Origin of the sequence: Amycolatopsis anabasis (genome assembly GCF_009765355.1) — a bacterium.
GTDB classification, from domain to species: Bacteria; Actinomycetota; Actinomycetes; order Mycobacteriales; family Pseudonocardiaceae; genus Amycolatopsis; species Amycolatopsis anabasis.
In genome coordinates this window covers 41,508-52,627 of record NZ_VTHK01000034.1, presented here as the reverse complement: position 1 = coordinate 52,627, position 11,120 = coordinate 41,508, and the positions used below count along the sequence as shown (strand labels likewise).

Sequence of the window (11,120 nt, the reverse complement as noted above, 5' to 3'; positions counted from 1 at the left end):
CGATTCAGCCCTTCGCCTTCTCGAGCTGGCCGGTGACGGTCGCCAGGAGCTCTTCCCAGGACTTCTCGAACTTCTCGACGCCCTCGTTCTCCAGCAGCAGGTAGACGTCGGCCAGATCGACGCCGGCCGCGGCCAGCTCGTCGAACACGGCCTTGGCCTGCTCGCCGGTGCCGGAGACCTGGTCGCCCTCGATCCGGGCGTGCTCGGCGACCGCGTCCAGGGTCTTCTCCGGCATGGTGTTCACGGTGTCGCGCACCACGAGCTGGTCGACGTACAGCGTCGGCGAGTAGTCCGGGTTCTTCACCCCGGTCGAGGCCCACAGCGGACGCTGCGCGTTGGCGCCCTCGGCGGCCAGCGCCTGCCAGCGATCGGTCGCGAAGCGTTCCTCGAACGCGGCGTAGGCGAGCCGGGCGTTGGCGATCGCCGCCTGGCCGCGCAGCGCCTTGGCCTCGTCGGTGCCGATCGCGTCCAGCCGCTTGTCGATCTCGGTGTCCACCCGGGACACGAAGAACGAGGCCACCGAGTGGATGCCGCGCAGGTCGTGGCCGTTGGCCTTGGCCTGCTCCAGTCCGGCGAAGAACGCGTCGATGACCGCCTTGTACCGCTCCACCGAGAAGATCAGCGTCACGTTCACGCTGATGCCTTCGCCGAGCGTCTTGGTGATCGCGGGCAGACCTTCCTCGGTGGCCGGGATCTTCACCAGGATGTTCGGCCGGTCCACGGTCTTCCAGAGGTCCTGCGCCTCGGCCACGGTCTTGTCGGAGTCCTTGGCCAGCCGCGGGTCCACCTCGATGGACACCCGGCCGTCCACCCCGTTCGTCGCGGTGTAGACGTCCCGGAACAGGTCCGCGGCGTTGCGCACGTCGGTGGTGGTCAGCTCGCGCACCGCGGCGTCCAGGCCCGCGCCGCGCGCGGCCAGCTCCCGGACCTGCTCGTCGTAAGCGTCCCCTTTGGACAGTGCGTTGGCGAAGATGGTCGGGTTGGTGGTCACACCCACGACGTGCTTGTCGCGGATGAGCTCGGCGAGATTGCCGGAGGTGAGACGCTCCCTCGACAGGTCGTCGAGCCAGATCGACACGCCCGCTTCGGAAAGCTGGCCCAGGCGATCGTTGCTGCTCATGACTTCCTCATCCCCTTCGAGACGGTTGCGAGTCGGTGTGGAGTTACTTTCCTGCCTTCTTGAGCGAGCGGCGCGCGGCGTCGACCACGGCGTCGGCGGTGAACCCGAACTCGCGGAAGAGGGTCTGGTAGTCGGCCGAGGCGCCGAAGTGCTCGATCGACACGGTCTCCCCGGCGTCGCCGACGAAGCGGTACCAGGGCTGCGCGATGCCCGCCTCGACCGCGACCCGGGCCTTGACGGTCGGCGGGATGACCGCGTCCCGGTAGGACTGGTCCTGCTGGTCGAACCACTCGACGCACGGCATCGACACCACGCTGGCCGGAATGCCGTCGGCCTCCAGGGTCTTGCGGGCCTCGACGGCCAGCTGCACCTCGGAACCGGTGGCGATCAGCACCACCTCGGGCGTGCCGTTGGACGCCTCGGCGAGCACGTACCCGCCCTTGGCCACGCCCTCGGCGCTGGTGCCCTCCAGCACCGGCACGTTCTGCCGGGTGAGCGCCAGGCCGGACGGGTGGTGGATGTCCTCCAGCGCCGCCTTCCAGGCCGCGGCGGTCTCGTTGGCGTCGGCCGGGCGGACCACGTTCAGGCCGGGGATCGCCCGCAGCGAGGCGAGCTGCTCGATCGGCTGGTGCGTCGGGCCGTCCTCACCGAGCCCGATCGAGTCGTGCGTCCACACGTAGAGGACCGGCGCCTTCATCAGCGCGGCGAGCCGGACCGGCGGGCGCATGTAGTCGCTGAAGATCAGGAACGTGGCGCCGTAGGGCCGGGTGCCGCCGTGCAGCGCGATCCCGTTGAGGATCGAGCCCATGGCGTGCTCGCGGACGCCGAAGTGCAGCGTGCGGCCGTACGGGTTGGCGCTCCACATGTCCGTGGACGCCTTCTCCGGACCGAACGAGTCGGCGCCGGAGATGGTGGTGTTGTTGCTCTCCGCGAGGTCGGCCGAACCGCCCCACAGTTCGGGCAGCGCGTCGCCGATCGCGTTGAGCACCGCGCCGGAGGCCTTCCGGGTCGCGACGCCCTTGGCGTCCGGCTCCCAGGTCGGTAGGTTGTCCGCCCAGCCCTCGGGCAGGGAGCGGGTGCGCAGCCGGTCGGCCAGCGCCTTGCGCTCCGGGTTCGCGGCGCCCCACGCGTCGAACTTCTCCTGCCATTCGGCGTGCGCCTTCTTGCCGCGCTCCAGGGCCTTGCGGGCGTGCTCGATGACCTCGTCCTCGACCTGGAAGTCCTTTTCCGGGTCGAAGTTCAGGATCTTCTTGACCGCGGCGACCTCGTCGGCGCCCAGCGCGGCGCCGTGCGCCTTGCCGGTGTTCATCTTGTTCGGCGCCGGGTAGCCGATCACCGTGCGCAGCAGGATGAAGGACGGGCGCTGGGTCTCCGCCTTGGCGGCCTTGATGGCCTCCTCGAGGGCGACCACGTCCTCACCGCCCTCGACGACCTGGACGTGCCAGCCGTAGGCCTCGTAGCGCTTGGCGGTGTCCTCGGACAGCGCGATGTTCGTGTCGTCCTCGATGGAGATCTTGTTGTCGTCGTAGATGACCACGAGGTTGCCGAGTTCCTGGCGGCCCGCGATGGAGGAGGCCTCGGAGGTGACGCCCTCCTCGATGTCCCCGTCGGAGGCGATCACGTAGATGAAGTGGTCGAAGATGCTCTCGCCCGCCGGGGCGTCCGGGTCGAGCAGGCCGCGCTCGCGGCGGGCGGCCATGGCCATGCCGACCGCGTTCGCCAGGCCCTGGCCGAGCGGCCCGGTGGTGGTCTCCACCCCGGGGGTGTGCCGGTACTCCGGGTGGCCCGGGGTCTTCGAGTCCCACTTGCGCAGCTGCTTGAGGTCCTCCAGCTCGAGGCCGTACCCGGCGAGGTAGAGCTGGATGTACAGGGTCAGGCTGCTGTGCCCGGCGGACAGGATGAACCGGTCGCGCGCCGGCCACTCCGGGTCGGCGGGGTCGTGGCGCATGATCCGCTGGAAGAGCGAGTAGGCCGTCGGGGCGAGGCTCATCGCGGTGCCGGGGTGGCCACTGCCACAGTTCTCCACGGCGTCGGCGGCGAGGACGCGGACGGTATCCACCGCGCGGGTGTCCAGGTCGGTCCAGTCGCCGGGCACGTTACGCCGGGTTAGAGGGTTGTTCTCGCTGGTAGAGGCGATTTCGGACACTGACTCGAACTCCCCGTCCTGAAGGTTGTTGCTGACACTTGGCTCCGTCGAGCCGCTGGGCGCGCCCGCACTTGTCTCAATCGATCCCGAAGACAAGATATTCCTGCTCCGGGCCGTGCGCACGGTTACCGACGAGCCGACGCGCGCCAGCCTAATGGTTGGGGTTTCACCGGCCACGTCCCCCGACACGCGGGTACCCGCGATCATCTCGACGTAACACCGCGTCTAACATTCGGAGCGGGCGTCAATCCCGACCCGTGCTGGGGTTCCACCACAAACCGCCGGGAGCCTGCGCCCCCCGATCTGACGCAGGGAGTGAAATGTCGTTGGTGAACGCTGCGCACGGCCGCAGTGACAGCACCAGCGCCGTGCATCCAACCGGCGAGCGACCGCACGGACGGCGAAGCTTCCGCCAGGTGGTCGGCGCCTATGCCGCGCTCGCGAAGCCGCGGGTCATCGAATTGCTGCTGGTGACCACGATCCCCGCGATGTTCCTCGCCGGGCGGACCATCCCGTCGCCGTGGCTGGTGCTCGCGACCCTGGTCGGCGGCACCATGGCGGCCGGCAGTGCCAACGCGTTGAACTGCGTGATCGACGCGGACATCGACAAGGTGATGAAGCGCACCAAGCGGCGGCCGCTGGTGCGCGACTCGGTGCCGCGCCGCGGCGCGCTGATCTTCGGGCTGGCGCTCGGCGTCGCGTCGTTCGCCGTGCTCTACCTCACCGTGAACCTGCTCGCCGCGGTGCTCGCGATCGCGACGATCCTGTTCTACATCTTCGTGTACACGCTGCTGCTCAAGCGCCGGACCGCGCAGAACGTGGTGTGGGGCGGCGCGGCCGGGTGCATGCCGGTGGTGATCGGCTGGGCCGCGGTCTCCGGGACCGTGGAGTGGCCCGCGTTCGTGATGTTCGGGGTGATCTTCTTCTGGACCCCGCCGCACACCTGGGCGCTGGCGATGAAGTACCGCGAGGACTACGAGCGCGCCGGGGTGCCGATGCTGCCGGTGGTCGCGCCGCCGCAGCACGTCGCCAAGCAGATCGTCATCTACTCGTGGGTGATGGTCGGCTGGACGCTGCTCCTGCTGCCCGCGACGAGCTGGCTGTACGCCTCGTTCGCCGCGCTGGCGGGCGCCTGGTTCCTGTTCTACGCGCACCGGCTCTACGCCTCCGTGCGCGCCGGGGCGGAGACCAAGCCCATGGCGTTGTTCCACCGGTCGAACACCTACCTGATGATCGTGTTCTGCGCGCTCGCGGTCGACTCGGCGATCGGGCTGCCGACGCTCGGCCTGCCCTTCTGACGGGCACTTTTCTTCGCTCGGCGGGAATCACTCCGCGGTTCCGGTCGTTGAGAAGCAGGAATCTCCCCCGAAGCGAAGGCAGGCCCTGATTGTCCGTGGCTTCCAGAGACCGGGAACCCGACACCACCACCGAGATCGCCGCCGAGCAGGACTATGTCTCGGCGCTGTACCGCAAGCTCGACGCCGAACGCGAGGACGCGCAGCGGCGGCTGACCGCGACGCTCGCCGAGACCGGGGGCACGCCGCAGGCCCGTACCGAGCGGGACGTGTCGACCACGATGTACTCCGAGCGGCTCGCCCAGTTGAGTTCGGTCGAACAGGGACTGTGCTTCGGCCGCCTCGACTTCCACGCCGGTGAGACCGCCTACATCGGGCGCCTCGGCCTGTTCGACGAGGAGCGCGACTACCACCCGCTGCTGATCGACTGGCGCGCCCCGGTCGCGCGGCCGTTCTACCTGGCCACCGCCGCGTCGCCGGACGGGGTGCGCCGGCGGCGGCACATCCGCACGCTCAGCCGCCGCGTGGTCGGTGTGGACGACGAGATCCTCGATCTGCACGCCGCCGACCAGGGTCACGACCTCGGGCTCGCGGGCGAGGCGGCGTTGCTGGCCGCGCTGGAGCGCAAGCGCACCGGTGAGATGAGCGACATCGTCGCCACCATCCAGTCCGAGCAGGACGAGATCATCCGGGACGGGCTGAACGGCGTGGTGGTCGTCCAGGGCGGTCCGGGCACCGGGAAGACCGCGGTGGCCCTGCACCGCGCCGCCTACCTGCTCTACACCTACCGCCGCCAGCTCAGCACGCGCGGGGTGCTGGTGGTCGGCCCGAACCCGACCTTCCTCCGGTACATCGGCCAGGTCCTGCCGTCGCTGGGGGAGACCGGGGTCCTGCTGCGGACCATGGGCGGGCTGTTCCCCGGGATCACCGCGGACGGGACGGACACCGCGGCGGCGGCCGCGGTCAAGGGGCGCGCGGTCATGGCCGAGGTGCTCGCGGACGCGGTCGCCGATCGGCAGATCCTGCCCGGCGACGTCCTCGAGATCGACGTCGAAGGGGATGTGCTGACCCTGGACCGCGCCACCGTCGACCACGCCCGGGGCAAGGCCCGGCGCACCCAGCGGCCGCACAACCTGGCCCGGCGGGTGTTCGTGGACGCGCTGCTCGACGCGCTCACCGACCAGTCGGCGGAGCGGACCGAGAACGACGTGTTCGAGGGGCTGCCGGAGATCCCGTTCGAGGAGGACGAGCAGCCGGACACCGAGGTGCTCGACGCGCGCGACCACGCCGCGATCCGGGCGGAGTTGGCCGCGGACCAGAACGTGCGGGCCGCGCTCGATTCGCTGTGGCCGACGCTCACCCCGCAGCGGCTGCTGCGCGATCTGCTGGGCTCGGCCGAGCGGCTGGAGTCGGCGGCGGGGGAGCGGCTCACCGCGGCCGAACGGGCCGCCGTGGCGCGGGAACCGGGTTCGCCCTGGACCCCGGCGGACGTGCCGCTGCTGGACGAACTGGCCGAGCTGCTCGGCGAGGACGACACCGAGGCCCGCGCGGAGCAGGCGCGCCGCGAACGGGAGGAGCGGGCCTACGCCGAGGGCGTGCTGCACATCCTCGAACAGGACGAGGAGATCATCGACGAGGAGGTGCTCCGGGTCAGCGACATCCTGGACACCGAACTGCTGGCCGAACGCCAGCAGCGGCGCAGCGACCTGACCGCGGCGCAGCGGGCCGCCCTGGACCGGACGTGGACGTTCGGGCACGTGATCGTGGACGAGGCGCAGGAACTGTCCGCAATGGACTGGCGGCTGCTGATGCGGCGCTGCCCGAGCCGGTCGATGACCCTGGTCGGCGATGTCGCCCAGACCGGCGCCCCGGCGGGCGCTTCGTCGTGGCACGAGGTGCTCGGCCCGTATGTCGAGGACCGGTGGCGGCTGCGTGAGCTGACCGTGAACTACCGCACCCCGGCCGAGATCATGGAGCTGGCCGCGCACGCACTGGCCAAAGTGGACCCATCGCTGAGCGTGCCCGCCTCGGTGCGGGAAACCGGGGTCGCGCCCCGGCATCTCCGGGTGGACCCGGCCGGGCTTACCGCCCAGCTGGGGGAGCTGGTGGCACGCGAACTCGACGCCGTCGACGGCGGCACGGTCGCCGTGCTGACCCCGGCAGGCCGGTTGGCGGAGGTCCGCGACGCGCTGCCGGAGGATCCGCGGCTGTCCGTTTCCGGGGTCGAGGAGGCCAAGGGCCTGGAGTTCGACGCGGTGGTGCTGGTCTCGCCGGACGAGATCGTCGCCGAGTCCGCCCGCGGGTGGAACGACCTCTACGTCGCCCTGACCCGGGCGACCCAGCGCCTCGGCGTCCTGCACACCGGCCCCGAGGTGCTGCCCGTGTCCCGGATGTCCTGAACGTTCCCGGTCAGCGCCCGGATAAGGTGATCGCCATGCGTAACGCTGGCAAGATCATGATCGTGGTGGCCGCCGCCCTGAGCCTGGGCGCCTGTGCCAATTCCGAGGAGGCGTCCACCGCGCCGGCCGTCACCGGCCCTCCGCTCGTGGGAACGCCGCCGCCGTCGTCGTCCGCGAGCAGCAGCGCGGCCGCCGAGCCGGACAACCACGCCAGGGAGTGCACCGCCGAGGACATCAAGGTCACCGGCGACCCGGGCAAGAAGCCGGAGATCACCATTCCGGACACCTGCAAGGCGCCGACCAAGCTGCTGTCCAAGGACCTCCAGGCGGGCACCGGCGCCGAGGCCAAGGCCGGCACCGCGGTGCAGATGAACTACCAGCTCGTCGCCTGGTCGACCAAGCAGCAGAAGGACAGCTCCTTCGACCGGGGTGAGCCGTTCCCGCTGACGCTCGGGCAGGGCCAGGTCATCCAGGGCTGGGACCAGGGCCTGGTCGGGATCAAGCAGGGCGCCCGCCGTCTGCTCGTCGTGCCGCCGAACCTGGGCTACGGCGCCGCGCCGAACCACCCGCTGAAGACCGAGACGCTGGTCTTCGTGGTCGACGCCGTAAAGGTCGGCTGACCGCCCCCGGCGACTTCCCCCACCGAAACGGGGAACTCACGGCGCTTGGGCAAGCACGCACGCCCCGAAAGCCGCATTGGGAACCTTCAACGTCCCCAATGCCGCATCGGCGCGCGGCAGGCGGGGCCCACAGGCGCGAGTTCCCCGTTCCGGGCGTGCGAGTTCCCCATCTCGGTAGGTCGGCCCATCCCACGAGCACGGCGCGAAGCCACACCTCAGCGCGGGACCGGAGTCGTATCAGGGAATGAGCAGCACCTTGCCGGTCGTCTTGCGGGCCTGCAGGTCCTCGTGGGCCTGTCGTGCGTCGGCGAGCGGGTACGTGGCGCCGATCCGCACCTGGAGCGAGCCGTCGGCCACCGCCGCGAACAGCTCGCCGATCCGCCACTCCAGCTCCTCGCGGGTCTGCACGTAGTCGCCGCTCGTCGGCCGGGTCAGGTACACCGAACCGGCCTTGTTGAGCCGTTGCGGGTCGATCGGCGGCACCGGCCCGCTGGACGCGCCGAACAGCGCCAGCAGCCCCCGCTTGCGCAGACTGGCCAGACTGCCGTCCACAGTGGACTTGCCGACCCCGTCGTAGACGACGTGCACCCCCTCGCCGCCGGTGAGCTTCCGGGTGGCCTCGGCGAAATCCACCTGGTCGTAGCGGATCACCTCGTCGGCCCCGGCCTCGCGGGCGAGCGCCTCCTTCGCGGCGGTGGACACCGTGCCGATCACCCGGGCGCCCCGCGCCTTCGCCAGCTGGATGAGCAGCAGCCCGACCCCACCGGCCGCCGCGTGCACCAGGATCGTTTCGCCCTCCTGGACCGGATAGGTCGAGGCGACCAGGTAGTGCGCGGTGATCCCCTGCAACGGCAGCGCGGCGGCGAGCTGATCGGATACGCCGTCCGGGACGCGCACCGCGGAGTCGGCGGGCACCAGCGCCCGCTGCGCGTAGCTGCCGGGCACGCCTTGCCAGGCCACCCGGTCGCCCGGGGCGAACCCGTTCACGTCCGAGCCGACCGCGGCGATCTGCCCGGCGCCCTCCAGGCCGAGGGTGTGGGGCAGCGGGATCGGGTAGATCCCGGCGCGCTGGTAGGTGTCGATGTAGTTCACGCCCGCGGCCGCCACGTCGACCAGGAGTTCGCGCGGGCCCGGCTCGCCGGTCTCCACCTCGGCGACCTCGAGCACCTCGGGGCCTCCGGTCTGCCGAACCTGCACTGCCGTGGGCATGCGTCCTCCTCGCTTCGGGTCACGTTCTCGGCCAGTACAACTATGGCCGCCGACACGATGTTCCACCTCCCGGGCACTGGACGCCTAAGATCGGGTCGTGGCTGAAGAGAAGACCGAAGAGACCCCGGCGCCGACCGCGCGGCAGCTCGCCGCGGCCCGGCGCTTCGTGGCCGCGCACGGCAAGCCCTCGCGGGCGGTCGTCGAGAACATCGGCCGCGCCGGCGCTCGCGTGGTGCTGGTCGGCGCGGACGGCGCGCTCGGCGACGTGGTCGTGCCCGGCCCCGCGACCGGCGAGGCGCTCGTCGAGGCGGTCGCCGATCTGGGGTCCGCCACCTGGGACGCGGACACGGTGAACGCGACCGTGATCGGCCCGGAGCACCGGCGCCGCATGGCCGGTCCCCGCGCCCGCCGGTGACCGCGCACGCGATTCTCGTCGGCTGCGCCAAGCTGCCCGAGGGGGACGGCGACGAGCACGCCGTGCCCGCCGCCCTGGGCGACCTCGGCTTCACCACGGCCTGGTCCGCCTGGGACGATCCGGAGACCGACTTCGCCGCCGCCGAGGTGGTGGTCCTCCGCGCGACCTGGGACTACCCGGATCGCCGGGCCGAGTTCCTGGACTGGTGCGAGTCCGTCCCGGCGCTGCGCAACGCGGCGCCGGTGGTCCGCTGGAACACCGACAAGGCCTACCTGGCCGATTTGATCGCCGCCGGGGTCCCGGCCGTGCCCACCGAACTGGTCGAACCGGGCGCCGCCGCGCGCTGGCCGGACCGGGAGTTCGTGCTCAAACCGTCGATCGGGGTCGGTTCGATCGGCGCGGCGCGGTTCGCCCCCGGCGAGGCCGACGCCGCGGCCGCGCATCTGGCCAGGCTGCACGACGCCGGGCAGACGGCCCTCCTGCAGCCGTATCAGTCCGCTGTGGACAGTTCGGGGGAGACCGCGCTCGTCTTCTTCGGTGGCGTGTACTCGCACGCGTTCGCCAAGGGCGCCATGCTCACCGGGTCCACAGTGGACGGATCGGGGCTGTATGTCGCGGAGGAGCTCGGCGCGGCCGAACCCGCGGCGGCCGAGCGGAAACTCGCCGAGGACGCGCTGGACGCGGCCGCGGACCTGCTCGGCATCCTGCGGGCCGAACTGCTCTACGCCCGGGTGGACGTGGTGCGCGGGGACGACGGCGCGCCGGTCGTCCTGGAACTCGAGCTGGCCGAGCCTTCGCTCGGGTTCGGCCAGGCCGACCGGGGTGCGCCGCTGCGGTTCGCCTCGGCGGTGCGGCAGCAACTGGCCTGATCTTGTTCGGCGGCCGGTCACCTGCCGGTCAGCCGCACGCGGTTGGGTGGGGGAATGCGGAGATTCCGAAGACTCACCACCCTCGCGTTCGTCCTGCTCGCCGGGCTGCTGACCCCGGTCACCGCCGCCGAGGCGCACGGCGATCCCGGTTCGATCGCGATCACCGAACAGGCGTCCCGGCGCATCCTGGTGCTCCCGGCGACCCGGGCGGCCTGGACCGGCGCGAAACCCAGCTGGGCGTGGGCGCCCAGCGCCACCAACGGACTCGGTGACCTCGCCCGCGCCTGGACCAACCCCGACGAGGCCAAACTCGCCACCCGCGACGGCCGGAAGTACCTGCTGACCACCGCATCCGGCGGATTCGCCGCGGTGGTGCCCTATCCCGAGGGGAACACCGCCTACTGGGCCGCCGACGTCGAGGCCAGGAACAACCCGCACAGCATCGAACTGCTGCCGGACGGCAACGTCGCCGTCGCGGCCAGCACCGGCGGCTGGGTGCGGATCTACACCGCGTCCCAGGGCGCCCGTTCCACTACGTTCGCCGAGTTCCCGCTGACCGGCGCGCACGGCGTGGTCTGGGACGCCGAGCGGAACGTGCTGTGGGTCCTGGGGACTCACGAACTGGTGGCGCTCAAGGTGACCGGGACGGCGGCGGCGCCGAAGCTGACCGCCGTGCGGACGTTCGCGTTGCCCACCGAGGGCGGGCACGATCTGCAGCCGGTGCCCGGGCGGGCGGATCTGCTGTGGCTGACCACCGAGACGCGGGTGTACCAGTTCGGCAAGGACTCCGGGCAGTTCTCGCGGCGGTATCGCGGCTCGGGCGAGATCGACCGGCCGGACGTCAAGAGCGTGACCACCAGCCCGGCGACCGGCCGGGTGCTCACCGCCTCGGTTCAGCCCGGGCACGTGTGCACGTGGTGCACGGACACCGTGGATCTCGCGCTGCCGCACGGAAAGCTGACCCTGCGCGGCGCCTGGATCTACAAGGCCCGGTGGTGGCCCGGGGCCTGAGGCGAGGGGCCGCGCTCGGCGGTGAGCGCGGCCCCT

General features: G+C 71.4%; 9 protein-coding genes. 6 read left to right on the top strand and 3 right to left on the bottom strand.

Features of this window, described 5'->3' with window-relative positions; translation table 11 throughout:
- Window positions 1–4: 4 nt before the first annotated feature.
- Window positions 5–1,120, bottom strand: a complete 1,116-nt coding sequence (gene tal, locus FXO23_RS34270; RefSeq protein WP_158889993.1) for a transaldolase — start codon at window positions 1,118–1,120, stop codon at window positions 5–7.
- A 43-nt stretch (window positions 1,121–1,163) separates the two neighbouring features.
- Window positions 1,164–3,266 (bottom strand): transketolase, encoded by a 2,103-nt coding sequence (tkt, locus tag FXO23_RS34265; RefSeq protein ID WP_158889991.1) that lies wholly within the window; start codon window positions 3,264–3,266, stop codon window positions 1,164–1,166.
- 320 nt (window positions 3,267–3,586) lie between these two features.
- Between tkt and FXO23_RS34260 the strand changes: the two genes are divergently transcribed.
- The 3 genes from FXO23_RS34260 to FXO23_RS34250 all read left to right on the top strand — a co-directional run bounded on the left by FXO23_RS34260 (window position 3,587) and on the right by FXO23_RS34250 (window position 7,580).
- Complete coding sequence (locus FXO23_RS34260; RefSeq protein WP_158889989.1) at window positions 3,587–4,564, top strand: heme o synthase; 978 nt, start codon at window positions 3,587–3,589, stop codon at window positions 4,562–4,564.
- 89 nt (window positions 4,565–4,653) lie between these two features.
- Window positions 4,654–6,960 (top strand): ATP-binding domain-containing protein, encoded by a 2,307-nt coding sequence (locus FXO23_RS34255; protein ID WP_158889987.1) that lies wholly within the window; start codon window positions 4,654–4,656, stop codon window positions 6,958–6,960.
- A 35-nt stretch (window positions 6,961–6,995) separates the two neighbouring features.
- Window positions 6,996–7,580 (top strand): FKBP-type peptidyl-prolyl cis-trans isomerase, encoded by a 585-nt coding sequence (locus tag FXO23_RS34250; RefSeq protein ID WP_158889985.1) that lies wholly within the window; start codon window positions 6,996–6,998, stop codon window positions 7,578–7,580.
- Between the two features lie 237 nt (window positions 7,581–7,817).
- Here FXO23_RS34250 and FXO23_RS34245 read toward each other — a convergent pair whose 3' ends face one another.
- A complete protein-coding gene (locus FXO23_RS34245) occupies window positions 7,818–8,789 on the bottom strand; it encodes a quinone oxidoreductase family protein (RefSeq protein WP_158889983.1) in 972 nt (323 codons plus the stop codon).
- 97 nt (window positions 8,790–8,886) lie between these two features.
- On the opposite strand from FXO23_RS34245, the gene FXO23_RS34240 reads away from it, so the two are divergent.
- Genes FXO23_RS34240 through FXO23_RS34230 form a run of 3 tightly spaced genes read left to right on the top strand, consistent with a single transcriptional unit; the run spans window position 8,887 to window position 11,084 of the window.
- Window positions 8,887–9,204, top strand: coding sequence for a hypothetical protein (locus FXO23_RS34240; protein WP_158889981.1), 318 nt, complete (start codon window positions 8,887–8,889; stop codon window positions 9,202–9,204).
- Window positions 9,201–10,073: an ATP-grasp domain-containing protein gene (locus tag FXO23_RS34235; protein WP_158889979.1), complete on the top strand. Its 873-nt coding sequence runs from the start codon at window positions 9,201–9,203 to the stop codon at window positions 10,071–10,073. The genes FXO23_RS34240 and FXO23_RS34235 overlap by 4 nt, the downstream gene beginning before the upstream one ends.
- Window positions 10,074–10,127: 54 nt before the next feature.
- A complete protein-coding gene (locus tag FXO23_RS34230; protein ID WP_158889977.1) occupies window positions 10,128–11,084 on the top strand; it encodes a DUF6528 family protein in 957 nt (318 codons plus the stop codon).
- The last annotated feature ends 36 nt before the right edge of the window (window positions 11,085–11,120 follow it).

Coding starts and splice junctions, on each gene's coding strand:
- FXO23_RS34245 (WP_158889983.1), bottom strand. CDS start 8,789: ATGCCCACGGCAGTGCAGGTTCGGCAGACCGGAGGCCCCGAGGTGCTC.
- FXO23_RS34230 (WP_158889977.1), top strand. CDS start 10,128: ATGCGGAGATTCCGAAGACTCACCACCCTCGCGTTCGTCCTGCTCGCC.
- FXO23_RS34260 (WP_158889989.1), top strand. CDS start 3,587: ATGTCGTTGGTGAACGCTGCGCACGGCCGCAGTGACAGCACCAGCGCC.
- FXO23_RS34250 (WP_158889985.1), top strand. CDS start 6,996: ATGCGTAACGCTGGCAAGATCATGATCGTGGTGGCCGCCGCCCTGAGC.
- tal (WP_158889993.1), bottom strand. CDS start 1,120: ATGAGCAGCAACGATCGCCTGGGCCAGCTTTCCGAAGCGGGCGTGTCG.